Raw genomic sequence first — 26,803 nt, 5'->3', positions numbered from 1 at the left:
GCTGATGCCATTTTTTTCGGCTACTGATGCTTTTCCTAAGGAGAATTTCCAATTCAACACATTTAGGAGCTTGACATCATACCGCTGGACTTCTTCGTTATATCGTGGATCTACTTACATATATCGGATGTTACCAGAAGCAAATGAAGATACGATGTCTAATAAGTTCACTTTCACTTGTGTGTTGCTTACTTGCTAATAATGATTGATAATGGTTATCAATGAGTGAAGGACTGTTTAGTCAATCTATTTAGACGGAGTTGGGTTAATGAAATGTGGAATGATTATTACATACTCTGGAACTATGCTGCTGTGAGTATTGCGGATATACGTTATATGGAGTTAGGGCCAAATGAGGAGCTAACCTATAAATTTCCTGCGAGCACGTTTGTGTTCACCATCCAGGGTAAAGCCTATGTGACCATAAACGACCAGAGACATGAAGTGAGTCGTATTTATGTTCTTCATGGTGGAAAGGGAAGCGTGCTGCATATTGAAGCTGGACAATCCGGATTGAACCTGTTTTACCTTATATACAAAGTAAGTCTGCCAAGTGGAGGAAGAACCGATTTGGGCAACATGATGGAGCAGACGAATCCTTTTCAGCTAACCTATGGTTTTGCCCCCAAGTCACCAGTTGCGCTGTATGAGCAAGTGAAACAGATACACACTTTATGGAATCAAAAGAACCCCATACATCATTTTCAGGCAAAAAGCCTGTTTTATCCTTTTGTAGAGCAAGTATCAGCACAAATTCCTCATGCTGCAACTCGCTATTCCATTACAGATCAGGTCAGCAAAGTCATCGAAATTGTAGAATCCTCTTATGCTGAGCCATTGACGCTGCATGTTTTGGCAGAGAAGGTTGGCAGCAGTCCCAGAAGTCTGTCCCGCAAGTTCAAGCAGGCCACGGGTTATAGTCCAATCGACTATTTGATTCAGTTCCGTTTGTTCAAGGCCAAGGAGATGCTGTTGCATACCGACGCTACATTGGATGAGATTGCAGCAGGCATCGGTTATCCGGACGGATATTATCTGGGACGTATGTTCAAAAAACATACAGGTGTTTCTCCGCTTCAGTTCAAGGAGAAAACATCGGGCCCCTTAAAATGGCCTGATCTGACATCGACACTGGCGCGAAATGACATTTCCAATGGACGAGCTGGAAGGTATGTTTATAACGATGATGATAATCATTATCAATATAAACGCGGAGGGTCATTGTACATGAATAGACAGACCAGAACGGGAATGCTGCTTAGTATTTTATTAAGTCTCACTTTACTGCTGAGTGCCTGCTCGCCAGGGGCAACTAGTAATTCTGGGGGAGCAACAGGGGGAAGCAAAGGGACTTCGAGTGCTAACAGCACAGTAACCGCCGATAGCCAATCGAACAATTCCGAGCCTCGGATCATCTCGACGGTTAAGGGAGATATCACGGTCCCGGCTGAACCTAAGCGAATTGTAGTGGATTTATATTTGGGAAGCCTGATTGCTTTGGGAATCAAGCCAGTCGGTACACCGGAAATGAACCTGAAAAACCCCTATTTTATCAAATCACTTGAGGGTGTAGAGAATATTGGTGAATACGAAACTATTTCTCTTGAAAAGGTGTTGGAACTTCAACCAGATTTGATTGTCACAGGTGATCCTGATTTGTTTGATTCTTTTAGCAAAATTGCGCCTACGCTTGTGGTTCCTTATGGAGAGTTGAAAAACACTCATGAAGAGATCGCTTATTTCGGTAAAGCGTTGAACAAAGAAAAAGAGGCTGAGTCATGGTTGGCCGATTACGACGGACGAATTGCAGATGCCAAGAAGCGTGTAAGTGAAGCAATCGACGCAGATGCAGAAGTATCCGTTATGCAATTTTACGATAAAGGACCGTTAGCCTTTGGTGATAATTTTGGGCGTGGAGGTCAAGCTGTGTACAGTGCTCTCGGATTGAATCCTCCGGCAGACAAAAAAGAGATATTAATGAAAGATCAGCTTGTTGAAGTCTCGTCCGAATCCATTCCCGAATTTGCTGGTGATTACATTATTCTTACGGCAGACAACCTGACTGTAGAGGAATTGAAATCCAAGCCAGTATGGAGTTCGCTTGATGCCGTCAAGAATGATCGTGTGTTTATCTGGAGTCCGGATCGTTCATGGTACTTTGCCCCTATTGCAACGTTGGATCAGACCGAGGAATTGGCAGCTTGGTTCACGAAGATAGCGGATCAAAAGTAAATCTTTCGGATCAGGGGTTGGAGAAATTGAATCCTGGTCAAAATACAGTTGATAATGAAAATTATTATCATCTATAATGAGGGAATAATAGTGAACCACTATAACGCTTCGGTTAGAGATTGGTTTACAGAATAATGACCTGTACAAGGTCTTTATTCCTGGTAAGACTGGGATTGGAGAGTAATCGATGCAATTAAACGAACAGATGCAATGCTGGAATCATGCGGCTGTTAAAATTCTGGATATACGCCGGATTGTCATGGAGGCAGGGGAGATACAGGAATCCTATTTGCTTCCGGCAAACGCTTTTATATACAGCATTCGGGGTGCAGCTCAACTTAAATTGGATGGGAAAACACATGAAGCACAGCGATTCTGTATTCTGCATGGTGGTAAAGGATCATCACTGGATATTCGGGTGAGCGAAAAGTTTGAATATGTTTTGCTGTTCTACAGGGCATTCCTTGCGTTCCCAACTCATCGTAAAACCTGGCGGTTGTCACAAGCTTCGCAGGTTGCTCCGTTCTCTTTGCAATATGGGTTTACGCCGAGCAATCCTCTGGCTATATTGCGCTATTTTGATGAACTGGAGAAAGCGTGGGATCAGGCGAGCAGACTGGACTTACTGCAAGTGAAAAGTTTGTTCTACCAATTTATTCATGAGCTGTTGTTTCAATTGGCAGAGCAGGAGGTCAGAACCGTGCTTCCAGACCCTATTGAGCAAACACTTCGCTATATCCAGGAGCATTATAGGGAACAGGTGACTCTGGATTTTCTGGCTGAACAATTCAACTACAGCTCCCGTCATTTATCTATGCAATTTAAACGAAAGACAGGACACAGTCCGATTGATTATCTCATTCAAACGAGACTGACCAAGGCCCGGAATCTGCTTGTGGGATCCGATGCCACCCTGCGCGAAATCGCAGCAGAAGTGGGATACACGGATGTGTATTATTTCAGCCGTATTTTCAAAAAACATGTGGGCCTGTCCCCCACACTCTATCAGCGGAAAATAAGAGACCAGACCCTGGCAGAGGATCGTCCATTACAATTCTCCGAATCGTCCATTGGCTGGAGATGGAAGCGAGGATATATTGATTATGAGAATCATTATCAATATAGTGACGGAGGGTCTACATCAATGAAAAGAAGAAAAACAAGTTCCAGCATGATTTTGGTTGCACTTTTAAGCATCACAATGCTTTTATCGGCATGCTCCGCTGGCTCTGCAACAACAACAGCTACGGGGGAAGGCACGAATACAAACTCATCTACGAGTACAGCCGCATCTTCATCATCAGATTCAGGCAGCCAAACGAACAATGAAATTGGAACACGCACGGTCTCCACGGTTAAAGGTGATGTTGTTGTTCCGGCAAATCCTAAACGGGTGGTTGTACTTTATCTTCAAGGAGATGTTGTAGCGCTTGGAATTAAGCCTATTGCGACGTCTGACGTATTTGATGGGGCTGCATATAAGAATGAGCTTGAAGGTGTAAATTCACTGGGCACCTGGTTTGAACCAAACCCTGAGGCTGTCATTGATCTGGACCCGGATTTGATCATTGTTCCTTCAGAAGAGACCTACACGTTATTAAAAGATATTGCACCAACTGTGTATGTCCCATATGAGAAATTGACAACGGAAGAAAGACTTCATAGTATCGCTAGCATTTTCGGCAAAGAACAGGAAGCAGACGTTTTAATCGACAATCTTAACAGTAAAGTCGAAGAGAGCAAGAAAACACTTGCTGACGCGGGCATACTGGACAAAACGGCATCCATCGTCGAGGGTGGGTTGAAAGAGATGGTCATTGTAGAAAGTAAGCAATACGGCCGAGGATCTCAGGCTATATACGAGTACTTGGAAATGAAAGCACCTGAAGCGGTCCAGAAAAAAATTGACGTCGTTTCCGACGCGGCAGGTTCGACCTTGTCCATGGAAGTTCTTCCTGAGTATATGGGAGACTACGTATTTCGTTCGGTATATGAAGGGGCAGATAACCTTAACGATAATCCAATCTGGAATAGCATACCCGCTATCAAAGAAGGCCGTCTAATCGAGATTGATTTTGATTTCTTCTATTACTCGGATATCTATTCCATTAACAAGCAAATCGATTTCGTTGTGGAGCATCTACTCGCAGCTCCCAAAGTAAAGTAATCAACAAATAAATAACCGATGGTAGTTTTGTATAAGAAATGTTTGAATTTTAGCCATTGTAATTTGATAAGTTTCCCATTAGACTAGGAAAAGAGTGATAATGAGAATCGATATCAAATAGTCGAGCGTTTTGGATCGAACTGATGGAGGTAACTACATGGATCAGCATTTGGAATTATATGATGTAACAATTATCGGCGGGGGACCTGCCGGCATGTATTCTGCATTTTACAGCGGGATGCGTGATATGAAAACCAAGTTGATTGAGGCGCGGGATAAATTGGGTGGTCGCATGCTCTTTTATCCAGAGAAAATGATCTGGGACGTGGGCGGCGTCACTCCGATTCTGTGTGAAAATTTAATTAAACAGCTGGAAGAACAGGCGAGAACATTTGAGCCAACGATTGTGTTTGAACAGCAAATCGAAGGATTTGAGCGTCAACCGGATGGCACGATTCTGCTGACATCGCATACAGGAGAACAACACTGGACACGTACCGTCATATTGGCGATCGGGTATGGTATATATAAAATGGCCAAGCTGGAGCTTGAAGGTGCTGACCGTTATGAAGTTACGAACCTTCACTACACCGTACAGGAGCTGGAACCTTTCCGTGGCAAACGGGTACTGATCTCTGGTGGGGGTGACTCCGCTGTCGATTGGGCCAATGAGCTTGAAGCACTGGCAGAGCAAGTGACGGTGGTGCATCGTCGTGACCGCTTTGGCGGACTGGAGCGCAATGTGTTGCGGATGAGAGAATCCTCAGTGGATATTCGTACACCATACGCTGTTGATACCCTGCATAGTCAAAGTGGTGAGATCATCGAGCAAGTGACGATATCCCATGTTGAGACAGGTGAAAGCGAAGTTCTTGATGTGGATGCAATTATCGTCAACCACGGCATGAAGAGTGATTTTGGCCCAATCCGGGATTGGGGACTTGATCTTGGTGAATGGCATGTCAGCACAACAGAGAAGCTGCAAACGAATATACCAGGCGTCTTCGCCGCTGGAGACTTTGTAAATTACGGAAGTAAATTGTATCTGATTGCCGGTACATTTACGGATGCAGCCCTCGCGGTAAACAGTGCAAAACTGTATATGGACCCTGAGGCGGAGAAAGTCGCCTATGTGTCTTCCCATAACAGCCGTTTTAAGGAGAAAAATAAAGCACTTGGTGTTGTGGAAGAATAGAATCTCTTCATATAATTTCAACTCCAATAGATCAAATCAACCTAAGTAGTTCTGGCTAATGCTGGAACTGCTTTTTTGTTTCTATTTTCAGTATGAACCTCCTCAAAATGCACAACATAGAACAGGCACCTGAATTGAACATGCATCATCAACTGTCTATAATGAGCCTTAGAAGTGACGAAAAACATCAAGAAACGTCAAACAGATTAGAGTGGAGTGCACAATATGAAAAAAGAATTTCAACGTATATCCACATTCATACATCAGTGGTTCAAAGGCCCTGAGAAAAAGCGGATCAAATGGTCGGAAATCTATCTCGCTGTTGCTGGAAAAATGCACCGACTACTGGTGGAAGGCCGGCGTGCACGTTCAGCGTCCAGAAGGCTGCATCAGGATTTGCCTATTACTGCTTTGGGCCAGATGAAGCTGGAGCCGGGAGATATTTTATATACGCCAAGTTCGGAGTCTACTTATTACGCCGGGCATATGGGAATTATTGGACTCGACGGTAAAGTGTATCACGTACACCCTTATGGACCTGTGTTTGCCGATTCCTTGGATTGGTACATCACCCGTTTTTATGAGGGGGACCGTTTCATTGTATTTCGTTCCCGTTTGAATCAGGCTGGTGTGAAGGCAGCGCAGTGGGTACAGGATCATTATAAGCAGGTGAAATTCTATCGATTGCAGACGAATCTGCGCAGCATTGAACGAAACTATTGTTCCAAATTTATATATCAGGCGTACCAATTTACATCTGGACTTGATCTGTGGAGTCGAAAGTTTGCGAAGCTGAATCAGGGATACATCTATCCGTTTCGAATCGAGCGTTCAACCTCGCTGGAGGTTCTTGGAACGTTTTACAAATAAGGCACGTTAACCGACGGAAGTTCCTTACTTTTACAAGAGGTAGGAGCGGGTTCTGTCGGTTTTTTTTGTATGCGTAGAGATCAAAAACAGGAAAAAGGCTCAAAACGTCGAATAGATTATGAGATAGGCATGCACAACTTGGAATCGTATACATAACCAATGCAGAATCAATTTTTGCCCAAGCATAAGCAATTCACCCCTTAGAAGGCAAACAAGGAAGAGAGAGAAAGAGATGAAATGGCTGAACTTTGTGCGCAGGTTCAAATCAACCTCAAACGTAGTAAACCTATCCGATTACACTCCCAGGAAGGAAAGGAGGCATCATTGTTCCATCTGTAATAAAAAAGTGAAGTCCATCGTGCATTATGCGACTTCCCAGGGAAATGTTGCAGGTGTATGCAGTTCTTGTAAATCAGTGGCAGAACATCGAGGAATGTTGCCCCTTTAATAAGGAAAAGATACGCTCAGGAAATAACATTGCTTTGATTTATGAGCGTTTTTGTAGTACATTAGCAAATGTATTCGAAGGAGGATTCTAATGTACTCAGGTAGACAAGACGATACTTTATACATCATGACCTACACCTTAAACAGCGGTATCAAGGGTACGGTTCCACTGTCAAATAAGCAGATTATTGAGTGGCTGGATTGCTACAGAAATGAGAAGCGCTTCGTGACCGAAATCGGCAAGGAGTTTTTTGGATTGAATGCAGGATTGGTAGCAGATTTCAAAGTTCAGAATCATTTATCGGATTATCAGCAGACAATTATGCCTACACAGCAGCAGGATAACATGGAACGCTTGTCCAGCGCATATAAATCAACCGAGTTGTTAATGAAGATTGATTGTAAATGTGGCACGGCATATGTGACGGAATCTCCATATAAGCGCACCAAATGGTACTGCACCAAGTGCAAAGAAATCGTATTTTTGGATGCCAAAAAAGGAATGGTAGAAACGTCGCGTGGCGACGCTTACTACATGACCAACAAATATTTTGTTTCCCGGGACTAGCGGGAGATGACGAATGGGAAGCATCGCTGTGAGGCGGTGCTTTTTTGTGTACACAGAAAGGGCTAATGACGAAGATAAGGAGAGGTATATTAAGGGTATGCTGGTAAAAAGGAGCTATAATAAAAAAAGCCCTCAGGGGCTTTTTTTGAAATCTCAGGAAACCTGTAGCAGCAGATACCGCCGATCAGAACCTATAGATTGAACATTGAAAAGCTGAGTCAGCTCAGCATTCAACTTTGTGAGGAGGAATGAAGCAGCAGCGACAGCGCGGCTCATAAGCTTCAGAATCGCCAATCATGACGACAGGTCCAAGCGTTACAGGCTCTCCATTAACGATACGCTGGGTGAAAGCCGCATCCGGGCTTCCGCATACGGCACAGAATGCCGACAGCTTCTCGATATCATCCGCCATAGCGAGCAAACCGCCTACATATCCAAATTCCTTGCCACGGTAATCCATATTTAGTCCATCCACAATGACATGTTTGCCACAGTAGGCTAGCTCGGAGACCAGTTCCATGATGGCACTGCTGAAAAATTGTACTTCATCAAATGCAACAACATCAGCATCTTTGGTCTGAGTCAGGATCATCTCTACGGATTCCGGGGTCAATTGCCGGGGAATGGAATGGGCAGGCAGACGATAGCCGATACGGCTAACAATCTCGTCTTGGGCAAACCGATCATCTTCAGCAGGTTTGTAAGCAACGACCTTTTTACGGCCAAATTGAATTAATTTCTGACAACGGCGAATGAGTTCACCGGATTTTTCACTAAACATAGGTCCTGTAATTACGGTAATTCGTCCTGTTTGCACAGTTCTGCTACTCCTCTCACATACGGGATTCAACAAAAAAAAGCGACCATTACAGAGTACCATAAAATCTTTAGTAAGAGCCAGAACTAATCTGAGCAGCTTTGTGTTACTATATGGATTGTTAAGCTGTTGGTTACGGCAGTGTAATGCGTAAGCCAGGAGCGATTGAAAAGAGGTGTTAACGATGAGTGAAGCATTATCCGAATTACAAGAGCGATATGAACGTTTGAAAGGACAGTCAGTCCTTGACGAAGCGGCGCAGGCGTTGTTTGCAGATTTGTTCGCTGAAGCGGAGCGGCTGCAAGCCAGTAATCTGACGTTGCGCAGAACGATTCTGAAGTCCTCTTCCAAAGAGTCGCGCATGTCTACCAAGCTGCGGGATGCATTATACGAATAACCCGGAGACTACTCCGGGTTCTCTTCTGTCTGCAATTTGCGGGGAAATAGAATACCTGCTGTAATTCTGGCAATCATGGCGAAGGTGAGGCCGATGCCTGCGAACATATAGATGACCGTAAAAGCCTTGCCGAATCCGGTCGATGGTACAAAATCCGGGTGTCCTACCGTGGTTAGAGTTACTGCGCAGAAGTAGAGGGCATCAATCCAGTGCAGCCCTTCAACGCGAGTATAAAATAACGTGCCTGAGAGAAGGGTCGCCGCAGTTAATACAAACAAAACCAGGAACTTCTGGTCCTTGAAGGCATGAAAAATGCCTTTAAGCAATCTTTTTAGCGTAATGATAAATGAGACCATGTTGATCCATCCTGTCTATGGAAGAGTGGGCATTGTGCATATTCAAGATGCTAACACTGAATTTATGCAAAATACGTGTTTGAATAAATAAGCATTATACCTGATCGAGTACCGTATATAAAGGCAGATGTAAGGTTCGGATGTTGAAATGTTGCGGAGCCAGAAAAAATGACAAAAAGCCCGGACTCAGGAAGTCGTACCGGGCGTTTCTGCTTGGTCGGCTGAGGGTGTGTTTTTTGAACGAAAACGGGGGCCTACATAATTACGCTTGCGGTCACGAAACAGAATCCAGCCTCCCAGAAAACTCATGCCTGCGGCGAACAGGACAAGTCCTCCACCAAAGGAGAGCCATTGAAAACCTGGTGAGATCTGCTCGTTCCCATGCTCGGCATAATACAGGAAAAGGGCGTCCTTCATCATTAGAAAACCCTTCATTGCCATTAACCCGGGAATGACCAGAATAATAATCGCCACAAATCGTGCAAAGACCAGTCTAGTATTCATCACCAATAAAAACTCCTTCTGCCTGAGGTTGACGTAAAATAAAGGTTGCGCTTACAGGTCATACCTGATTCCATCATAGCTTGGTTTTCAGAAGCTGTCCATGCGTTTCAGGGCCAAATTTTGAGTTGATTGCTCAAGGGGAGTACAATGGAATATAGATAACGTCTATGAAAAAGAGAATCATTCGAATCATCATCTTGCAAATATATTGAAATTGTATTTGAAATTATATGGATAGAGGAGAACATTAAAGATGCCAATTACATGTGATGTTGCCATTCTTGGAGGAGGAACGGGAGGGTACGTTGCTGCCATCCGTGCCGCACAGTTAGGAAAACAGGTTGTTATTATCGAGAAGGATAAGCTGGGGGGCACTTGTCTGCATCGTGGCTGTATTCCAAGCAAGGCGTTGCTGCGAAGCGCGGAAGTATACGCTGAGATACAAGAGAGCGAAATGTATGGAATTGAAACAGCTGGAGCAACACTTGTATTTCCGAAGGTGCAGGCACGCAAGGATGCGATCGTGGAGCAGCTTCATCAAGGTGTGCAGTATTTAATGAAAAAAAATAAAATTCAGGTTGTACATGCCAAAGGCCGTGTGATCGGACCTTCTATATTCTCCCCACAGAGCGGTGCAGTGGCTGTCGAGTTTGAAGATGGCGAGATGGATACAGTAGTGCCAACCAACCTCATTATTGCTACCGGATCGCGCCCACGGGTGTTGCCAGGTCTTGAGCCAGACGGCCGGTACATCATGAGCAGTGATGAGGCTTTGCGAATGGACGAATTACCGGCATCCCTGATCATTGTTGGTGGTGGCGTGATTGGCCTTGAATGGGCCTCGATGCTGAATGATTTTGGCGTCGAAATTACAGTGGTTGAAGCCGCTGCTCATGTATTGCCAGCAGAGGATGAAGATGTAGCCAAGGAAATGCAGAGATTGCTTGGGAAACGTGGTGTTCGCTTCCTAACAGGCGCTAGCGTTCTGACAGAGACATATAACATACAGGAAGACGGTATTCAGATTGATGTCAAGCTGGGGGATGAGAAGCAAGAGACTCTGAAAGCGGACAAGATGCTGGTGTCGGTTGGTCGTCAGGCCAATGTCGAAAATATCGGACTCGAAAATACGGATATCAAACTCGAACGCGGATTTATTGCTGTGAATCAACATCTGCAAACGGGTGAGGGACATATTTATGCAATCGGCGATGTCATCGGCGGTTTGCAGCTGGCGCATGCAGCGAGTCATGAAGGCATTTTGGCAGTGAATCATCTGGTGGGTGAAACGGTACATGCCGTCGAATCACATCGAATCCCGCGCTGTGTCTATACTCGTCCGGAAGCAGCGAGTATCGGATTCACGGAGCGCGAGGCCAAAGAACGTGGTTATGAAGTGAAGACAGGCAAGTTCCCGTTCCAGGCCATTGGAAAATCTTTGGTTCATGGAAGTCGGGATGGATTCGTGAAGGTAATCGCGGATGCCAAGACGAATGATATATTGGGTGTACATATGATCGGTACCCATGTGACGGAACTGATCGCAGAGGCCTCTTTGGCTCAGATGCTGGATGCCACACCTTGGGAAGTGGGACAGACGATCCATCCTCACCCAACTTTGTCGGAAATCATGGGTGAAGCCATGTTGGCAGTAGACGGTAAATCGATTGGAATGTAAGTCGGACAGGCTTATGAGAAAGGTCCTTTCCTTTTTTGGGCAAATGGGATTATAATAAGCTTAAGCCAAGTCTTAGTACCAGGTTATAAGATCGGGTAGTAAGACGGGCATAGGCTCTGATTAAAAGGAGGTACCTCATATGAGTTCAAAAGGTACTGCAGACGCGGTCCATCGGCATGAACAGCTGGGACTTAGCGATGGTGAAGTATTGGATATGTACAAATACATGCTGCTCGCACGCAAGTTTGACGAGCGTTGCTTGCTCTTACAGCGGGCCGGCAAAATTAACTTTCACGTATCCGGTGTAGGACAGGAAGCTGCGCAAGTAGGCGCTGCATTTGGTCTGGACCGGGATCACGATTATTATTTACCGTATTACCGCGATTATGGCTTTGTACTGGCGGTCGGCATGACTCCACGTGAGTTGATGCTGTCTGCTTTTGCGAAGGCGGAAGATCCGAATAGTGGCGGACGGCAAATGCCGGGTCACTTCGGTCACAAAAAGCTGCGCATTGTAACGGGCTCCAGCCCAGTTACCACACAGGTTCCACACGCTGTAGGGTTTGCACTGGCTGCCAAAATGAAGAAGCAAGAATTCGTTTCTTTTGTAACTTTTGGGGAAGGGTCAAGCAACCAGGGAGATTTCCACGAAGGTGCCAATTTCGCAGGTGTTCATAAACTTCCTGTGATCATTATGTGTGAGAACAATCAGTATGCCATCTCGGTGCCAATTCACAAGCAGCTGAGTGGTAAAATATCCGATCGTGCACTTGGGTACGGGTTCCCCGGACTTCGTGTAGACGGAAACGATGCGCTGGAAGTATACGGTGCAGTCAAAGAAGCTCGTCGCCGCGCAATCGCTGGTGAAGGACCAACACTTATTGAAGCAATGATGTATCGTTTGTCTCCACACTCCACTTCCGACAATGATCTGGCATACCGGACCAAGGAAGAGGTTGAAGAGAATTGGAAGAAGGACGGCGTGCTTCGCATGAAGAACTATCTGATCGATTGCGGCATCTGGGATGAAGCCCGGGATGCGGATCTGGCTTCCCAGCTTGCGCTGGAAATGAAAGAAGCGACTGAATATGCAGACAACGCGCCATATCCGAAACCTGAGGACACTCTGACGCACGTTTATGCGGACAGCGAAGAAGGGGGACGGTAAGTATGGCGGTTATGGAATATATTGATGCAATCCGTCTCGCGATGAAAGAAGAGATGGAGCGGGATGAAAATGTCTTTATCCTTGGTGAAGATGTCGGGGTTAAAGGCGGCGTGTTCACTACAACCAAAGGGTTGCAGGATCAGTTCGGCGAAATGCGTGTCATGGACACACCTTTGTCCGAATCAGCCATTGCAGGTGTAGCTATTGGCGCTGCGATGTATGGTATGAAACCTATTGCTGAGATGCAATATTCGGATTTTATGCTGCCTGCAACGAATCAGATTATTAGTGAAGCGGCCAAAATTCGCTATCGCTCCAACAATGACTGGAGTTGCCCGATTGTTATTCGTGCGCCGATTGGCGGCGGTATTTTCGGTGGGCTGTATCACTCCCAATGTCCGGAATCGATCTTTTTTGGCACACCAGGTCTGAAAATTATAGCTCCGTACTCGGCATACGATGCGAAGGGACTGCTCAAAGCAGCCATTCGCGACCCGGACCCGGTTCTCTTTTTTGAAAACAAAAAATGCTACAAGCTGATCAAGGAAGATGTGCCAGAGGATGATTACATCGTTCCAATCGGTAAAGCTAACGTGCTTCGCGAAGGAGCAGATATTACCGTTATCGGCTATAGCCAGCCACTTCATTTTGTCATGCAGGCTGCCGAAGAGCTGGAGCGCGAGGAAGGCATTACTGCCCATGTACTGGATCTGCGCACATTGCAGCCACTTGATCGCGAAGCCATCATTGCATCTGCTCGTCTGACAGGCAAAGTGCTGATTGTGCATGAAGATAATAAAACTGGTGGTGTAGGAGCCGAGGTGGCGGCTATCATCAGTGAAGAATGCCTTTTCGAACTGGATGCGCCGATTCAGCGTCTTTGCGGACCGGATGTACCGGCAATGCCGATTAGCCCAACATTGGAGAAATTCTACATGCTGAGCAAGGATAAAGCCAAGGAAGCAATGCGTACGCTCGCTGAGTACTAATTCGTGTAATGAGATAGTTTAAAAGCAAAGTTTGGAGTGATATAACCAATGAGTATGAAATGGATCGAGGTCATTATGCCGCAGCTGGCGGAATCGCTGGTCTCGGCTACCATTGCCAAATGGTTGAAAAAACCGGGTGACCGGGTTGAACAATACGAACCGATCTGTGAAGTGATTACGGATAAAGTCAACGCAGAGATTCCATCAACCGTTGATGGAATTATGGGTGATCTGTTGGTCGAAGAAGGTACGACCATTGCAGTTGGCGAAGCCATCTGCCGCATGCAGGTAGCTGCTTCTGATGCGGAAGCAGCAGAGCAAGTAACGCATGCTCCGCAGCAACAGAATGGTGATCATGTTCATGTACAACAAAGTGCGAATTACGCACCTGCTGCGGGTGCAGCGAATACAACAAGCCATGATCCCAATCAGCCGATGCGTAATCGATATTCTCCTGCGGTTCAATCCCTTGCAGCTGAACATGGTCTGAACTTGCAGAGCATTCAGGGCACTGGAGCAGGTGGCCGTATTACACGTAAGGATGTACTGGCAGTGATTGCACAGGGTGGAAACGCGGGCGAAGCTTCTGCACAGTCTTCTGCGGTAGCAGGACAGCAGGGTTCTACGGGAGTACCGTCAGGTTCTCCTTTCAGCGGATTGAATCGGGGGAATGCAGACTTGGGCGCATCTGCGGGAGAAACCCTTCCAGCAGCAGACGCAGGCGTTCCTGTGAGACATTCCGGCATACATCTGACCGAAAGTCCGAAAATCCCACAAATCGAAGTAGAGGGCGGCGGACAGGGAAGATCTGAATACTTCATCGACGTTACTCCAGTTCGCAATGCCATTGCTCGTAATATGCGTCAAAGCGTATCGGAAATCCCGCACGCGTGGACGATGATTGAAGTGGATGTGACGAATCTGGTGATGCTGCGCAACAAACTCAAGGATGAGTTCAAGCGCAAAGAAGGCATCAACCTGACGTACCTGTCCTTCATGATGAAGGGTGTCGTCAATGCCATTAAAGACTACCCAATCATGAACTCCGTCTGGGCTGTTGACAAAATTATTGTCAAACGGGATATCAACCTGTCGATGGCAGTGGGTACAGAAGACTCTGTGCTGACACCTGTAATTAAACATGCGGATCAGCGCAACATCGCTGGCCTGGCTCGTGAAATTGATGAGCTGGCACGTAAAACTCGTGAAGGCACGTTGAAGCTGGACCATATGCAGGGCGGTACATTCACAGTTAACAACACCGGGTCATTTGGTTCGATTCTGTCGCAACCTATTATTAACTACCCGCAGGCGGCGATTCTTACATTTGAGTCGATCGTTAAGAAACCTGTGGTCATCAATGACATGATTGCTGTTCGTTCCATGGCGAACCTCTGTCTTTCCCTGGATCATCGTATTCTGGATGGAGTCATTAGCGGACGGTTCCTGCAACGTGTAAAAGAGAATCTTGAAGGATACACCATGGAATCGAAAGTGTATTAAGAGAGAGCAAGTGCATCATTTCAATGCGTTACGAATGATGCCAAGCCCTGAATAGATGGATAATGGGAAAGTGTATGTGCCAATGGCCGTGCACTTTTCCCGTTTTCTTTAATGAATGCTCATCATTATACAATGAACATTGAAACAGAAGGGTGTGGGGGAATCATGAGCAAGCCGCTGGATGTTATGTACATACCGATGCTTGATTATGAAGAGGCTTGGAACCGCCAGAAAGCGATTGTGCAGCAACTGGATGAGGGAGAAGGCGCGGAGCAGATGCTGTTGCTCCAGCATCCGCCAACGTATACGATCGGTTCACAGAATCACCCGGAGCACCTGCTTCTCAGTGAAGACGAACTGCGGGAGCAAGGCATCTCCTTGTTTCAAATTGACCGTGGCGGTGATATTACGTATCATGGCCCTGGCCAGTTGGTAGGTTACCCGTTACTTGTTCTTGGACGGGATGAAGCCTTGGATTTACATGGCTATTTACGTCGTCTGGAGCAGATGATTATGGATTACCTGGCTGATCAAGGTATTGAAGCGGGACGAAAAGAGGCTTACACGGGTGTATGGATCGGAGATTTGAAAATTGCCGCCATCGGCGTAAAGTTCAATCGCTGTAAACACCGGCGCGGCTTCGTGACGAGTCACGGATTTGCTTTTAATATCACCTCGGGCATTCAGCACGCAGGCTTTCAGGGGATTGTTCCTTGCGGGATTGAGCAGTACGGTGTGACCTCGTTGGAGGATATTACAGGCAAGACCTACACTGTGGAGCAGGTTGCGCAGGATATCGTTCCATACTTTAACCGAATTTTCCCGTATGAAATTACCTGGATTACAGAAAAAGAAGCCCTTTCCCGTCTGTGAATCAGACAGTCAAGAGGCTTCAGGTTTCTATCCGAACAATAAAGGTTCGAGCGCAATGAAAAGGGTGGACCCAATCATGGCGAGCAGCATGAGATAGATAATGATGCGGAACCATTTCTTTTTTTGCATGATGAGAGAACTCCTTTCAACAAATGAATAAACAGACCATAGTAATTGTATTGTACCGTATCGACGAAAGGTAGGAAAGTCCTATGATAAAACAGCAGCGTGTTATTGATCATTTTATGGAACTGGTACAGATTGATAGTGAAACAACTCATGAACAGAATATATCAAAAGTGTTAAAAGAACAGTTTACTCAGCTGGGCCTCAGCGTATATGAGGACGACACCATGGAGAAAACCGGACATGGCGCTGGTAATTTCGTGATTACCTGGGAAGCCGAGGGTGCGGAAGGAGCTGCGCCAATCTTTTTCACATGTCATATGGATACCGTAACGCCGGGACAGGGAATTAAACCTGAGCTGGGTGAAGATGGTTGGATTCGCAGTGACGGCACGACAATTCTGGGTGCAGATGACAAGGCGGGGATCGCCGCTTTGTTTGAAGCGATTCGAGCTATTCAAGAGAACAACCTTCCACATGGTAAAATTCAATTCGTCATTACTGTTGGTGAAGAGTCGGGTCTGGTTGGTGCACGTGCCATGAATCCGAAGGATATTGAAGCCGAGTTCGGTTATGCGCTGGATTCCAATGGAGCCGTAGGCACAATCTGTGTGGCTGCTCCGGCCAGAGCCGAAATTCAGATGAAGATCTATGGAAAATCCGCACATGCAGGCGTGAATCCGGAAGACGGCATCAGTGCCATTCAGGTGGCGGCCAAAGCAATTGCGGCGATGAAGCTGGGACGGATTGATGATGAGACTACGGCGAACATCGGCAAATTCCAGGGCGGATCAGCACTGAACGTCGTCTGCGATTTTGTGCAGATTGAGGCTGAGGCCCGCAGTATTGTGCAGGAGAAGGTAGAACTTCAAGTGGCCCAGATGCGTGAAGCACTGGAAACGACATGCCGCAAATATGGTGCAACCGCTGAATTCCGCAGTGAGATCCTGTATCCTGCTTTTGGCTTCCATGATGAACACGAGGTTGTTCAGCTTGCACAACGTGCCATTCGGAGCCTGGGGCTGGAGACTAGCACGTTTGCATCCGGTGGTGGCAGTGATGCCAACATCTTCAATGGGTTCAACATTCCTACGGTCAACCTGGCTGTAGGCTATGAAGACATCCATACGACGAAAGAACGCATCCGCGCCGAGGATATTGTGAAACTATCTGAAGTGGTTGTGGCTATTATTCAGGAAACGGCTGCAAGTAAAAAGTAATCCAAGGAGACTGAGGGTGAAACTCCCCCGTGCTTCAACTGAAAAGTCCGAATCCGGTACAAACCGAGTTCGGACTTTTTGGCAAAACCATGTTATATTTCATGGGTATTGCAGACCAAGAACAGTATCATTTACGTCCAGCGAGCATATCGATTAATTTGGCATCTGGACCCCACTCACGTACCCATTGTTTGAGTATGAGCTGGACTTGTCTGGCTTGTCCGACCACGTGTACGGATTGCGGTGTTAAATAACTGTTCATTGGTTGTCCCCCTGATTCGCTATATTTGTTTGAAATCGCTATAAGCTCACCATATGCCAAAAAACAGAGGTTTATACGTATAGAGAGAACCAAAATTCGAAGAAGTGGAGTTGAAGAACAGATGAACCCAACCAATCACAAACATCCTGCCAATCCAAAACTGGACGAAGAGACGATATCGACAAAGCCCATCTTCGAGGGCAAAGTCATATCTCTTCAGGTCGACACGGTTAAGCTGCCTAACGGTCAGACTGCTACCCGTGAGATCATCCGTCACCCGGGAGCAGTAGCTGTCCTCGCTCTGAATGGCGATCGTATGCTGGTCGTTGACCAGTATCGTCAGGCCATGGGACGTACGGAAGTTGAGATTCCCGCAGGCAAACTGGACCCAGGGGAAGAGCCTGAAGTGGCAGCAGCGCGTGAATTGCGCGAAGAGACTGGTTATGTAGCTAAATCACTGCGGCATCTGCGTTCGTTTTACACTTCGCCAGGATTTGCGGATGAGATCATCCATTTGTATATCGCCGAGGAGCTCGAAGCAGGGGACATGGCTTTGGACGAAGATGAATTTCTTGAAGTGTCCGAGATTACTATTGAAGAGGCTTATCAGTTGATGGATCAGAATCGGATCAGTGATGCCAAAACGATGATGGCTGTGTATGCATGGGATCTTTACAGAACGACAGGACGGTTTTAATGATGCATGAGCCACAGGCAGTGTCTGCAGGGTGGGAGCCTTGTTATGCAGACCTCCATATTCACATTGGACGAACTTCGCGTGGTGAAGCTGTTAAAATCAGTGGCAGCCGTGATCTGACATTCGAGAACATTGCTAGAGAAGCCTCGGATCGCAAAGGAATTCATCTGCTCGGCGTCATAGATTGCCACTCTCCGGTTGTGCAGATGGACATCGAACAGCTGCTTGAGAACGGCACGATGTCCGAGCTTGAGGGAGGGGGCATTGCGTATCAGGACACAACCATCCTGCTGGGTACGGAATTGGAGCTGCGTGAGCCAGGAATGCGGGAGTTCCATATGCTGGCCTACTTCCGTGATCTGAAAACGATGAAGTCCTTCACGGACTGGATGAAACGTTATATGAAAAATGTAAACCTGAGTTCACAGCGGGTATATGTACCCGCGCTTGAGATGCAGGCCGAGATAAAGGTGCGTGGAGGGCTTATTGTGCCAGCGCATGCGTTCACCCCGCATAAAGGCATATATGGCAGCACAGCCCCTCGTATGGCTGATGTGCTGGATACTAGCCAGATCGATGCGGTTGAGCTTGGGCTAAGCTCCGATTCGTCCATGGCCAGTTATATTCGGGAACTGGATCAAGTTCCTTTTCTAACGAACTCGGACGCTCATTCTCTGGGCAAGATTGGACGGGAGTACAACGAGTTACAACTCAAGAAGCCTTCTTTTGACGAATTCAGCATGGCACTTAAAGGACAGGAAGGCAGAAGCATTACAGCCAATTACGGTTTGAACCCAAGACTTGGCAAATACCACCGTACCTACTGTGCATCCTGTGGAAGCATTATGGACGAGCATGCGATGTCGGCAGAACGCTGTCCACACTGTGGCAGTGTGAAGCTTGTGCAGGGTGTACTGGATCGTATACTGGCAATCGCAGATCGGGAGAGACCGCAGGTTCCAGCAAACCGACCTGCTTATCACTATCAGGTACCGCTCGAATTCATCCCGGGTTTGGGGAAAGCCAAACTGCGCCAGCTGCTTGACCGCTTTGGTACGGAAATGAACGTATTACATCGTACAAGCGAGGATGAACTTGCAGAGGTCGTTGGACCCGCTCTCGCAGGTCTTATCGTTGCTGCGCGGAATGGTCAACTGGAATTGTCATCTGGTGGTGGGGGCACTTACGGAAAGGTGTCCAGCAAGGAAAGATCAGAATAGAGGATTTTGCGGTAGGCTCATAAAGTGAGTTAGCATCATTTGGTGCGGGAATGGCATTTTGTCATGGAGAAGAAAATGGAATCTGGACAAGAAGTCATACGTGTGCAATCCGGTTCATAAGAATGACTATGAGGATTTCACTCGACATCCTTGCAGCATGATAACCGGAAAGGGGACTCGTACCTGTATGCGTTCTGCCTACTTCACATTCAAAGGCCAAACCTCTTTATATGTATTCGTGGCTGTCTTGTTTCTGGTCGGTGTCATTTTTGGCGCCCTCATGGTTAATGCCCTATCCCTTGAACAGCGCCAGGATCTGGAGGGCTACCTCGGTAACTTCTTCATGACGGTACAGCACAGCGGACAGATGACTGAGACCGGAACCTATTGGGACATTGCTATGCTTCATCTAAAGTGGGTGGGCCTGATCTTCATTCTGGGATTATCGGTCATCGGCCTGCCGGGCATATTGGTTCTGGATTTTCTGAAAGGAGTGCTCATTGGTTTTACAGTGGGTTACCTTGTCGGACAGTATTCATGGAAAGGGCTGTTGTTTGCTCTGGTTTCCGTTGCGCCTCATAATTTATTTGTGATTCCGGTACTGCTGATTTGCAGTGTGTCAGCCATGACCTTTTCCTTATACATTATTCGGAACCGTGTTCTGATGCAGCGGACGCCGGGCCGTCAGAAGCCTTTTGCTTCATATATGGTGTTAACTCTCGTTATGGCAGCGCTGCTGTTAGGAGTTGCGTCATTTGAAACATGGGTTACACCTGCGATGATGCGTTGGGTCACACCAATGTTACTACCGGCTTAGCTATGCGCATGATAGTGTAAATTGTTGACTTTAATTATGTACTCCCCCTATAATGAAAGAAGTGGGTTAAGTTGCAGTGTGCAGTGATTTCCTAGGGGGAGGGAGAAAATGGAAGCACGGATCGATAAAATTAAGCAGCAACTACAGTCCCAAGGATATAAATTAACGCCCCAGCGGGAAGCCACCGTAAGAGTACTTCTTGAGAATGAAGAAGATCATCTGAGCGCAGAAGACGTATTCATGCTCGTGAAAGAAAAGGCTCCCGAAATCGGTCTCGCAACCGTGTACCGTACCCTCGAACTGCTGAGTGAGCTGCATGTTGTAGAGAAAATCAACTTCGGCGACGGTGTAGCGCGTTATGATCTACGCGGAGATACATCCAAGCATCACCATCATCACTTAATCTGTGTTCAATGCGGAAGTATGGATGAAATACGTGAAGACTGGCTTGGACCGCTTGAAGAGCGACTGGAGCGGGAATTTAACTTTTCGGTAGTAGATCACCGACTGGATTTTCATGGGATTTGTTACCGTTGCAAAGCTAAAAATGACCAGAAGCCCAAAGATGAAGAATAACATAGCATATCTTCAAGCTCTCACCGGCGGTTTTGACGGGAGAGCTTTTTTGGTCCAGCGTGTGATGTGAGGTTTACCCTGAATGTCATATTCCTGCGTTCGTTAACATACCCTGATTCTAGACGAGTCGGATTCGAACCAGAAAGGGGTACAACCCATGATTATATCGCTGCGGAGAGGACTCCGTTTTATTCGATTTATCGTATTTTTTGCTGCATTAGTTTATCTGTTCTATCATGTCCTGGATTTGTTCAACGGATGGATCTCACCTGTGGACCAATATCAGATGCCAACAGGAAATGCGGTTAAAGTATTTCAGGAAACGGATTGGCAAAGTAACGGGGAAGGACGTCCTACGATGGCAGAGCGTCTCCGTTTATTCTATTGGTACGGAGAGTAGCTGGACAGCCAGGGATGCAAATACGGAAGCAGGTTGCCCGTGTGGCAGTCCTGTCAGATGAGGAGCGTTGTGCATGAAGCAGACGATACACGCCTATGCCTTATACTTGGAAGAGGATAAAGGGATGTCGAGCAGCACGCTGGAATCGTATCTTCGGGACGTGGACAAGTTCATCGAATTTGCGGATAAAGAATACGGTATCCGGGAAGCGGAGCAGGTGCGCCGGACGCATGTGATCCTGTTTATAGGTCAGCTGAAACAGGCAGGACGTGCGAATGCAACCATTGCCCGGAGTGTCGTATCCCTGCGCTCCTATTTTCATTTTTTGATGCGACGTGGTGAGATATTACAGGACCCTACATTTGATGTGGAGGCCCCAAAAGCAGACAAGACACCACCGCAGGTGTTAACCATCCAAGAGATCGAGTTACTGCTGGCGTCCCCTGATACCCGTTCACCGCAAGGGGTACGTGACCGGGCCATGCTGGAGTTATTGTATGCGACAGGCATTCGTGTATCCGAACTGATTGCACTGGATGTGCGGGATGTACAGCCAGGCATGCGCTTTATCCGCTGTGGCGGTGCCGGTAAAGAGCGAATTTTGCCAATAGGTGCGCCTGCAGCAGAGTGGGCAAGTGTTTATGTGAACGAGTATCGTAACCTGCTAATCAAAAATGAGACGGACGAGCAGGCTCTCTTTGTCAACGTATCCGGTAGACGATTAACCCGGCAGGGCTTCTGGAAGCTGCTCAAAAAAGCAGCGATGGATGCAGGAATCTCGGGTGAAATTACACCACATACGCTGCGTCATTCCTTTGCCGCTCACCTGATTGCCAGTGGGGCAGATACCCGTGCGGTGCAGGACATGCTTGGTCATGTGGAGCAGCCTGGACAACAATATGGACATCATGGCCGCAAAACGATGAAAGAGATTTATGAATCTCATCATCCACGGGCAAAATAGTTTGTACTTAAATATAAATCTGAAAAAAAAGCGGAACAATAGTCCGATTTAGGATAAAATAAATTGAACACATTTAAACGCCGTTATACATAAGCAAATGCATCATTTCAGCGTGTCGTTTTAATTGATGCCATTTGCGGATACAGACGGATCGTTTCAACTCAAGGGGGAACATCTTATGACAGCATTAAACCAACAGATGATTTTGGAAGCGGCATCTTACATCCAAAGCAAAAGTTCCATTAAACCGGAAGTCGGTTTGATTTTAGGTTCAGGACTTGGCATATTGGCAGAATTGATTGAAGATGGCGTCAGCATTGCCTATCAGGATATTCCGCATTTTCCGGTGTCCACAGTAGAGGGACATGAAGGCGAATTACTGGTGGGAACCATTAAAGGCCGTCCGGTCGTTATGATGAAAGGTCGTTTCCACATGTACGAAGGGTATGGTCCGGAACTGACTGCCTTCCCGGTACGTGTTATGAAAGAGCTGGGTGTAACTTCCCTGCTCGTAACGAACGCAGCAGGTGGCGTGAACACCTCATATGAGGCGGGTGACCTGATGCTGATCTCGGATCATCTGAATCTCACAGGCAAGAACCCGTTAATCGGACCGAACGACTCCGCTCTGGGTGTGCGCTTCCCGGATCTCTCCGAAGCGTACAGCCGCCGTCTGCGTGCGCTGGCGAAGGATACGGCCGCTTCACAAGGTTTTGATGTACGTGAAGGTGTATACGCAGGTATGCTCGGTCCAAACTACGAGACACCAGCTGAGATCGTGATGCTGCGTACGCTGGGTGCGGATGCTGTCGGCATGTCTACCGTTTCCGAAGTTATCGTGGCACGCCACGCCGGCATAGAAGTACTCGGTATCTCCTGTATCAGCAACATGGCTGCCGGCATTCTGGACCAGCCGTTGTCGCATGATGAGGTTATGGAGACGACAGAGCGTGTTCGTGAATCGTTCTTGGCTCTTGTGCTGGCTGTTATTCCGCAAATGTAACTGATCAATAAGAAGAGGCGATCTACCCTAATGTGATTCATTGGGGCAGATTGTCTTTTTTTTATTTCCTTAACGGGCAAGCTTTCTCATCCATTGAGTGTCAGGCTCGTTTTTTGTGTTTCAAACGAATTACATAAAAAGTTCGGGAAATCATTCTTTACATGGAATAATTTACTTCAATCGGGCCGACAATGATTAGCAGTACATGCATGGAACATGCAGTAAGCAAGTTATTTGAGGAGGTAACCCTAGTGAAGAAACGAATAATGGCATCGTTCATGACCCTTTGTATCCTGCTGCCCTTGATGGCATCAACCGCGCTGGCTGAAGAAACTCCCAAAGCAGCGGGGGGAACAGATCTGGCCCCGTCGGCACGTTCCGCCATTTTGATGGATGCAGATACGGGCACCGTCATTTTTGAGAAGAACAGTCATGATCAGCTGCCTCCGGCGAGCATTACGAAGATTATGACCATGCTGCTCACCATTGAAGCGGTCGACTCTGGCAAGCTGAAGCTGACGGATAAAGTGAGAACGAGTGAATATGCCGCATCGATGGGTGGATCACAGATTTTTCTGGAACCGGGGGAAGAGATGACGGTCGACGATATGTTAAAAGGCATTGCTATGGCTTCCGGTAATGATGCCTCGGTAGCGATGGCTGAGAAACTTGCCGGTTCGGAGGAAGCTTTTGTGCAACTGATGAATGAGCGGGCGAAGGAACTCGGCATGAAGGATACTCATTTTGCCAACTGTAACGGCCTGCCAGTGGATAACCATTATTCTTCCGCCCATGACATTGCGGTCATGAGTCGTGAACTGCTGAAGCATCCCGGGATTACGAAATATACCGGTGCATACCAGGACTACCTTCGTAAAGATAGCGAGAAGCCATTCTGGCTGGTGAATACGAACAAATTAGTTCGTTTCTACTCCGGTGCGGATGGGTTGAAAACAGGATACACTTCCGAAGCCAAGTTTTGTCTCTCGGCTACAGCGATGAAGGATGGGCTGCGTACGATCGCGGTTGTACTCGGAGAACCCAATACCAAAACACGGAACAGTGAAGTTTCCTCGATGTTTGACTATGCTTTTGGGCAATACACGATGAAGGCTCTGTACAAGTCAGGGGACCTGCTGGGCAGTCTGAAAATTGAAAAAGGGGAAGTAGCCGAATTGCCGCTGAATGCAACACAAAATTATAGTGTGCTGATGCGCAAAGGTGCGAAATCCGATGAGATCCGTCATGAATTGCTGATGGCCAAAGAAGTGAAAGCTCCGGTCAAGGCAGGTCAGAGTGTAGGTAAGCTAGTCGTCTACCAGGGCAATGAAGTCATTAAGGAATTCGACATTCAGGCTCCGCAGGATGTGAACAAGGCTGGCTGGTGGAAGCTGTTCAAACGCACAACCTCCAAACTGTTCGATTAAACGGCGATTTATGCAGGATGCGTATATCCTTTGAACATATTTTGTAGTTAAATAGGGGTTTTCTTCTAGTTTTGTCGGGGGGCAGGAAAAGCCTTCGGGAACGTAGAAATCCTTGTTCAAGACAGGGAGGAGAGTGAGCAAACGTGAACTTGCATGTGGAAATGGAACATCACCGCGGGATTCTGATTGTGCGATTATCCGGGGAGCTGGATCACCATACAGCTGACATGGTACGGATGCAGATGGATGAAGCCATCCAGCGCAGACAATGCGAGCATCTGGTACTCAGCCTGAAAGATCTGCAATTCATGGACAGTTCGGGCCTGGGTGTCATTTTGGGAAGATACAAGCTCATTAAGAATAAAGGCGGCAAGATGGTTGTCTGTGACGTCAATCCGCCAGTGTATCGTTTGCTGGAAATGTCGGGTTTGTTCAAGATTATGCCGATTTACGAAAATGAGGGAACTGCTCTCTCGGGTCTGGAGGTCGTCTCATGAATGAAGGAACGGGGACAAATTTCATGAATCTGCAATTCGCGGCCAAGTCGGAGAACGAATCGTTCGCACGGGTGACGGTTGCTGCCTTCATCTCCCAGCTTGATCCTACGATGGACGAGCTTAGCGATCTGAAGACAGTCATTTCGGAAGCCGTAACGAACAGCATCATCCACGGTTACAACAACAATGCGGAAGGTGTCGTGTCCATTCAAGCCGAGATTCGGGATGACATGATTACCATCATTGTGGAAGACCGTGGTGAAGGCATCGAAGATCTTGAACTGGCCAAACAGCCGCTGTATACGTCCAAACCCGAACTTGAGCGCTCGGGCATGGGCTTCACCATTATGGAAAACTTCATGGATGAATTCGAAGTCAGCAGTGAGCCCGGCAGAGGCACCTCCATCAAGATGAAGAAAAGGATTGAATCCAAGAAAGCATTGTATAATTAGGGGTTGGTGGTCTTATGGATGCTGAAGTGAAACAGTCTTCACAGACCTATTTGGACGATGCCGAGGTCAAACGGCTGATTGCGCTCAGTCAGTCGGGTGACCATGTCGCACGGGATACGCTGGTGAACTGCAACATCAGACTCGTCTGGTCCGTCGTACAACGTTTTATGAACAGGGGATATGAGCCGGAAGATCTGTTCCAGATTGGTTGTATCGGGCTGCTCAAATCGGTGGATAAATTCGATCTCAGTTATGATGTAAAATTTTCCACCTATGCTGTCCCGATGATTATCGGAGAAATTCAGCGCTTCCTGCGGGATGACGGCACACTTAAGGTCAGTCGTTCGCTCAAGGAAATGGCGAATAAAGTCCGCAAAAAAAGGGATGAACTCTCCAAACACCTCGACCGTCTTCCAACGATTAAGGAAGTAGCCGCGGAGCTGGGGGTTACCCCGGAGGAAGTTGTTTTTGCGCAGGAAGCGAACAAACCACCGACCTCCATACATGAGACGGTGTTTGAGAATGACGGCGATCCGATTACACTAATGGACCAGATTGCCGACGAGTCTCAGGAACGGTGGTTTGACAAACTGGCGCTAAACGAAGCGATTGGCGGTCTCAGTGAACGGGAACGGCTGATTGTATACCTCCGGTATTACCGGGATCAGACCCAGTCCGAGGTCGCCAGCAGGCTGGGTATATCCCAGGTGCAGGTGTCACGGCTGGAGAAAAAAATACTTCAATCCATCCGCGACCAGATCGCACAGTGATTTTGGATTGCAGACAACAATATGGGTGTTAAACCACCAATATACGACAACTAACAACCTTCTATCGCGCATTAATATGCGAAGAAGGTTATTTGTCGTTAACTTGAAATGGGTTTGGGACGATTCGATTGCAACAATAATATCAATCCAATGATACATGCGGTTCCCAGCCATTGAAATAAACCAAAGGGTTTATGCAACTGTTTTGCAAAACCTGTTAAGGTTCAGAAGAGAAGTGGAGTTGATGAATAAGGAGGGGCTTAAGCAGTGAATAAAAAAATGAAGGTAATGTTATCCGTGCTGCTGATAATCACGGCTTTTGTTTTTGTTTATATGCGTTATTTCCACCCGTTCCCCAAAGATATTGAAGTAATCCAAATCACTCCTTCTTCAGATATAACATCTTCACAGGAAGTCCTGATGACGATGCGTAAGGCTTTCCCGAAGATACCTGATCCCCAAGTTTCCTACTATAAGATGTTCTCGTCTCAATAAGTCGCTATATTAGCGGCTTTTTCGTATTATCAGGTTAGCCAGTAATTACTGGTTGGCCTTTTTTTGTGGTCGTTTTACGATGGGGGGAGCCGGGAGAACGTGGCGGCTTTAGA

At 47.0% G+C, this 26,803-nt stretch carries 29 protein-coding genes; 24 read left to right on the top strand and 5 right to left on the bottom strand.

The window, feature by feature from the left end:
* The first annotated feature begins 273 nt into the window (after positions 1-273).
* From BMW94_RS29970 to BMW94_RS29950, 5 genes are all read left to right on the top strand, one after another.
* Entirely contained in the window at positions 274-2,232 is a 1,959-nt protein-coding gene (locus BMW94_RS29970) for an AraC family transcriptional regulator (RefSeq protein WP_091002240.1), read from the top strand.
* Positions 2,233-2,419: 187 nt separating this feature from the next.
* Entirely contained in the window at positions 2,420-4,399 is a 1,980-nt protein-coding gene (locus tag BMW94_RS29965) for an AraC family transcriptional regulator (protein ID WP_091002239.1), read from the top strand.
* A 157-nt stretch (positions 4,400-4,556) separates the two neighbouring features.
* Complete coding sequence (locus tag BMW94_RS29960; RefSeq protein WP_091002238.1) at positions 4,557-5,594, top strand: NAD(P)/FAD-dependent oxidoreductase; 1,038 nt, start codon at positions 4,557-4,559, stop codon at positions 5,592-5,594.
* Positions 5,595-5,819: 225 nt separating this feature from the next.
* Positions 5,820-6,464, top strand: coding sequence for a hypothetical protein (locus tag BMW94_RS29955; protein ID WP_091002237.1), 645 nt, complete (start codon positions 5,820-5,822; stop codon positions 6,462-6,464).
* A 538-nt stretch (positions 6,465-7,002) separates the two neighbouring features.
* On the top strand, positions 7,003-7,479 hold the full coding sequence (locus BMW94_RS29950; protein ID WP_024630975.1) for a hypothetical protein: 477 nt from the start codon (positions 7,003-7,005) through the stop codon (positions 7,477-7,479).
* Positions 7,480-7,702: 223 nt separating this feature from the next.
* On the opposite strand, the gene BMW94_RS29940 is transcribed toward BMW94_RS29950, so the two are convergent.
* Positions 7,703-8,296, bottom strand: a complete 594-nt coding sequence (locus BMW94_RS29940) for a thymidine kinase (RefSeq protein WP_024630974.1) — start codon at positions 8,294-8,296, stop codon at positions 7,703-7,705.
* Positions 8,297-8,480: 184 nt separating this feature from the next.
* Here BMW94_RS29940 and BMW94_RS29935 point away from each other — a divergent pair, with 184 nt between their 5' ends.
* Entirely contained in the window at positions 8,481-8,693 is a 213-nt protein-coding gene (locus BMW94_RS29935) for a hypothetical protein (RefSeq protein ID WP_064636776.1), read from the top strand.
* Between the two features lie 8 nt (positions 8,694-8,701).
* On the opposite strand, the gene BMW94_RS29930 is transcribed toward BMW94_RS29935, so the two are convergent.
* Together BMW94_RS29930 and BMW94_RS29925 are read right to left on the bottom strand one after the other, a co-directional pair.
* The gene (locus BMW94_RS29930; protein WP_091002235.1) at positions 8,702-9,049 is read right to left on the bottom strand and encodes a potassium channel family protein; all 348 of its coding nucleotides are present in this window, start codon (positions 9,047-9,049) and stop codon (positions 8,702-8,704) included.
* 186 nt (positions 9,050-9,235) lie between these two features.
* Complete coding sequence (locus tag BMW94_RS29925) at positions 9,236-9,553, bottom strand: DUF2627 domain-containing protein (protein WP_091002234.1); 318 nt, start codon at positions 9,551-9,553, stop codon at positions 9,236-9,238.
* A 253-nt stretch (positions 9,554-9,806) separates the two neighbouring features.
* Here BMW94_RS29925 and lpdA point away from each other — a divergent pair, with 253 nt between their 5' ends.
* From lpdA to lipB, 5 genes are all read left to right on the top strand, one after another.
* Positions 9,807-11,231: a dihydrolipoyl dehydrogenase gene (gene lpdA, locus BMW94_RS29920; protein ID WP_091002233.1), complete on the top strand. Its 1,425-nt coding sequence runs from the start codon at positions 9,807-9,809 to the stop codon at positions 11,229-11,231.
* 139 nt (positions 11,232-11,370) lie between these two features.
* A complete protein-coding gene (locus tag BMW94_RS29915) occupies positions 11,371-12,399 on the top strand; it encodes a thiamine pyrophosphate-dependent dehydrogenase E1 component subunit alpha (protein WP_063565722.1) in 1,029 nt (342 codons plus the stop codon).
* A 2-nt stretch (positions 12,400-12,401) separates the two neighbouring features.
* Entirely contained in the window at positions 12,402-13,388 is a 987-nt protein-coding gene (locus BMW94_RS29910; protein ID WP_024630968.1) for an alpha-ketoacid dehydrogenase subunit beta, read from the top strand.
* 48 nt (positions 13,389-13,436) lie between these two features.
* On the top strand, positions 13,437-14,891 hold the full coding sequence (locus tag BMW94_RS29905) for a dihydrolipoamide acetyltransferase family protein (protein ID WP_091002232.1): 1,455 nt from the start codon (positions 13,437-13,439) through the stop codon (positions 14,889-14,891).
* Positions 14,892-15,056: 165 nt separating this feature from the next.
* Positions 15,057-15,764, top strand: a complete 708-nt coding sequence (gene lipB, locus BMW94_RS29900) for a lipoyl(octanoyl) transferase LipB (protein ID WP_091002231.1) — start codon at positions 15,057-15,059, stop codon at positions 15,762-15,764.
* Positions 15,765-15,791: 27 nt separating this feature from the next.
* Here lipB and prli42 read toward each other — a convergent pair whose 3' ends face one another.
* Positions 15,792-15,893 carry a stressosome-associated protein Prli42 gene (gene prli42 / locus BMW94_RS29895; RefSeq protein ID WP_090810668.1) on the bottom strand — a complete coding sequence of 34 codons (102 nt, stop codon included), beginning with the start codon at positions 15,891-15,893 and terminating at the stop codon, positions 15,792-15,794.
* A gap of 83 nt (positions 15,894-15,976) precedes the next feature.
* On the opposite strand from prli42, the gene BMW94_RS29890 reads away from it, so the two are divergent.
* Positions 15,977-17,110, top strand: coding sequence for a M20/M25/M40 family metallo-hydrolase (locus BMW94_RS29890; RefSeq protein WP_091002230.1), 1,134 nt, complete (start codon positions 15,977-15,979; stop codon positions 17,108-17,110).
* 127 nt (positions 17,111-17,237) lie between these two features.
* Here BMW94_RS29890 and mciZ read toward each other — a convergent pair whose 3' ends face one another.
* A complete protein-coding gene (mciZ, locus tag BMW94_RS29885; RefSeq protein WP_090810664.1) occupies positions 17,238-17,372 on the bottom strand; it encodes a Z-ring formation inhibitor MciZ in 135 nt (44 codons plus the stop codon).
* A gap of 121 nt (positions 17,373-17,493) precedes the next feature.
* Between mciZ and BMW94_RS29880 the strand changes: the two genes are divergently transcribed.
* The 12 genes from BMW94_RS29880 (at position 17,494) to BMW94_RS29825 (ending at position 26,690) form a co-directional block, all read left to right on the top strand.
* Entirely contained in the window at positions 17,494-18,069 is a 576-nt protein-coding gene (locus BMW94_RS29880; protein ID WP_076291901.1) for an NUDIX domain-containing protein, read from the top strand.
* Positions 18,069-19,289 (top strand): endonuclease Q family protein, encoded by a 1,221-nt coding sequence (locus BMW94_RS29875; RefSeq protein ID WP_091002229.1) that lies wholly within the window; start codon positions 18,069-18,071, stop codon positions 19,287-19,289. The genes BMW94_RS29880 and BMW94_RS29875 overlap by 1 nt, the downstream gene beginning before the upstream one ends.
* 187 nt (positions 19,290-19,476) lie before the next feature.
* On the top strand, positions 19,477-20,106 hold the full coding sequence (gene spoIIM / locus BMW94_RS29870; protein ID WP_091002228.1) for a stage II sporulation protein M: 630 nt from the start codon (positions 19,477-19,479) through the stop codon (positions 20,104-20,106).
* Positions 20,107-20,214: 108 nt separating this feature from the next.
* Positions 20,215-20,682, top strand: a complete 468-nt coding sequence (locus BMW94_RS29865) for a ferric iron uptake transcriptional regulator (protein ID WP_024630961.1) — start codon at positions 20,215-20,217, stop codon at positions 20,680-20,682.
* 157 nt (positions 20,683-20,839) lie between these two features.
* Positions 20,840-21,082, top strand: a complete 243-nt coding sequence (locus BMW94_RS29860; protein WP_091002227.1) for a DUF4227 family protein — start codon at positions 20,840-20,842, stop codon at positions 21,080-21,082.
* A gap of 73 nt (positions 21,083-21,155) precedes the next feature.
* Positions 21,156-22,046: a tyrosine recombinase gene (locus BMW94_RS29855; RefSeq protein WP_091002226.1), complete on the top strand. Its 891-nt coding sequence runs from the start codon at positions 21,156-21,158 to the stop codon at positions 22,044-22,046.
* A gap of 178 nt (positions 22,047-22,224) precedes the next feature.
* On the top strand, positions 22,225-23,049 hold the full coding sequence (locus BMW94_RS29850) for a purine-nucleoside phosphorylase (protein WP_063565732.1): 825 nt from the start codon (positions 22,225-22,227) through the stop codon (positions 23,047-23,049).
* 305 nt (positions 23,050-23,354) lie between these two features.
* Positions 23,355-24,476: a D-alanyl-D-alanine carboxypeptidase family protein gene (locus BMW94_RS29845; protein ID WP_254790420.1), complete on the top strand. Its 1,122-nt coding sequence runs from the start codon at positions 23,355-23,357 to the stop codon at positions 24,474-24,476.
* A 143-nt stretch (positions 24,477-24,619) separates the two neighbouring features.
* The gene (gene spoIIAA / locus BMW94_RS29840) at positions 24,620-24,973 is read left to right on the top strand and encodes an anti-sigma F factor antagonist (protein ID WP_036663380.1); all 354 of its coding nucleotides are present in this window, start codon (positions 24,620-24,622) and stop codon (positions 24,971-24,973) included.
* A complete protein-coding gene (gene spoIIAB / locus BMW94_RS29835) occupies positions 24,970-25,425 on the top strand; it encodes an anti-sigma F factor (protein WP_053784445.1) in 456 nt (151 codons plus the stop codon). The genes spoIIAA and spoIIAB overlap by 4 nt, the downstream gene beginning before the upstream one ends.
* A gap of 14 nt (positions 25,426-25,439) precedes the next feature.
* The gene (sigF, locus tag BMW94_RS29830) at positions 25,440-26,195 is read left to right on the top strand and encodes an RNA polymerase sporulation sigma factor SigF (RefSeq protein ID WP_024630954.1); all 756 of its coding nucleotides are present in this window, start codon (positions 25,440-25,442) and stop codon (positions 26,193-26,195) included.
* 267 nt (positions 26,196-26,462) lie between these two features.
* Entirely contained in the window at positions 26,463-26,690 is a 228-nt protein-coding gene (locus BMW94_RS29825) for a hypothetical protein (RefSeq protein WP_091002224.1), read from the top strand.
* The last annotated feature ends 113 nt before the right edge of the window (positions 26,691-26,803 follow it).

Source organism: Paenibacillus sp. OK003 (genome assembly GCF_900109515.1).
Taxonomy (GTDB): domain Bacteria; phylum Bacillota; class Bacilli; order Paenibacillales; family Paenibacillaceae; genus Paenibacillus; species Paenibacillus marchantiae.
This window is presented reverse-complemented; position numbering and strand designations above follow the sequence as displayed.

What these genes read in the sequence shown, in the direction of transcription:
- BMW94_RS29875 (WP_091002229.1), top strand. Translation starts at nt 18,069, where the DNA reads ATGATGCATGAGCCACAGGCAGTGTCTGCAGGGTGGGAGCCTTGTTAT.
- BMW94_RS29925 (WP_091002234.1), bottom strand. Translation starts at nt 9,553, where the DNA reads ATGAATACTAGACTGGTCTTTGCACGATTTGTGGCGATTATTATTCTG.
- BMW94_RS29960 (WP_091002238.1), top strand. Translation starts at nt 4,557, where the DNA reads ATGGATCAGCATTTGGAATTATATGATGTAACAATTATCGGCGGGGGA.
- BMW94_RS29930 (WP_091002235.1), bottom strand. Translation starts at nt 9,049, where the DNA reads ATGGTCTCATTTATCATTACGCTAAAAAGATTGCTTAAAGGCATTTTT.
- BMW94_RS29860 (WP_091002227.1), top strand. Translation starts at nt 20,840, where the DNA reads ATGATTATATCGCTGCGGAGAGGACTCCGTTTTATTCGATTTATCGTA.
- BMW94_RS29880 (WP_076291901.1), top strand. Translation starts at nt 17,494, where the DNA reads ATGAACCCAACCAATCACAAACATCCTGCCAATCCAAAACTGGACGAA.
- BMW94_RS29845 (WP_254790420.1), top strand. Translation starts at nt 23,355, where the DNA reads ATGGCATCAACCGCGCTGGCTGAAGAAACTCCCAAAGCAGCGGGGGGA.
- BMW94_RS29850 (WP_063565732.1), top strand. Translation starts at nt 22,225, where the DNA reads ATGACAGCATTAAACCAACAGATGATTTTGGAAGCGGCATCTTACATC.
- BMW94_RS29955 (WP_091002237.1), top strand. Translation starts at nt 5,820, where the DNA reads ATGAAAAAAGAATTTCAACGTATATCCACATTCATACATCAGTGGTTC.
- BMW94_RS29915 (WP_063565722.1), top strand. Translation starts at nt 11,371, where the DNA reads ATGAGTTCAAAAGGTACTGCAGACGCGGTCCATCGGCATGAACAGCTG.
- mciZ (WP_090810664.1), bottom strand. Translation starts at nt 17,372, where the DNA reads ATGAACAGTTATTTAACACCGCAATCCGTACACGTGGTCGGACAAGCC.
- BMW94_RS29965 (WP_091002239.1), top strand. Translation starts at nt 2,420, where the DNA reads ATGCAATTAAACGAACAGATGCAATGCTGGAATCATGCGGCTGTTAAA.
- spoIIM (WP_091002228.1), top strand. Translation starts at nt 19,477, where the DNA reads ATGCGTTCTGCCTACTTCACATTCAAAGGCCAAACCTCTTTATATGTA.
- lipB (WP_091002231.1), top strand. Translation starts at nt 15,057, where the DNA reads ATGAGCAAGCCGCTGGATGTTATGTACATACCGATGCTTGATTATGAA.
- BMW94_RS29865 (WP_024630961.1), top strand. Translation starts at nt 20,215, where the DNA reads ATGGAAGCACGGATCGATAAAATTAAGCAGCAACTACAGTCCCAAGGA.
- BMW94_RS29890 (WP_091002230.1), top strand. Translation starts at nt 15,977, where the DNA reads ATGATAAAACAGCAGCGTGTTATTGATCATTTTATGGAACTGGTACAG.
- BMW94_RS29935 (WP_064636776.1), top strand. Translation starts at nt 8,481, where the DNA reads ATGAGTGAAGCATTATCCGAATTACAAGAGCGATATGAACGTTTGAAA.
- sigF (WP_024630954.1), top strand. Translation starts at nt 25,440, where the DNA reads ATGGATGCTGAAGTGAAACAGTCTTCACAGACCTATTTGGACGATGCC.
- BMW94_RS29905 (WP_091002232.1), top strand. Translation starts at nt 13,437, where the DNA reads ATGAGTATGAAATGGATCGAGGTCATTATGCCGCAGCTGGCGGAATCG.
- BMW94_RS29970 (WP_091002240.1), top strand. Translation starts at nt 274, where the DNA reads ATGTGGAATGATTATTACATACTCTGGAACTATGCTGCTGTGAGTATT.
- BMW94_RS29950 (WP_024630975.1), top strand. Translation starts at nt 7,003, where the DNA reads ATGTACTCAGGTAGACAAGACGATACTTTATACATCATGACCTACACC.
- BMW94_RS29855 (WP_091002226.1), top strand. Translation starts at nt 21,156, where the DNA reads ATGAAGCAGACGATACACGCCTATGCCTTATACTTGGAAGAGGATAAA.
- BMW94_RS29910 (WP_024630968.1), top strand. Translation starts at nt 12,402, where the DNA reads ATGGCGGTTATGGAATATATTGATGCAATCCGTCTCGCGATGAAAGAA.
- prli42 (WP_090810668.1), bottom strand. Translation starts at nt 15,893, where the DNA reads ATGCAAAAAAAGAAATGGTTCCGCATCATTATCTATCTCATGCTGCTC.
- spoIIAB (WP_053784445.1), top strand. Translation starts at nt 24,970, where the DNA reads ATGAATGAAGGAACGGGGACAAATTTCATGAATCTGCAATTCGCGGCC.
- lpdA (WP_091002233.1), top strand. Translation starts at nt 9,807, where the DNA reads ATGCCAATTACATGTGATGTTGCCATTCTTGGAGGAGGAACGGGAGGG.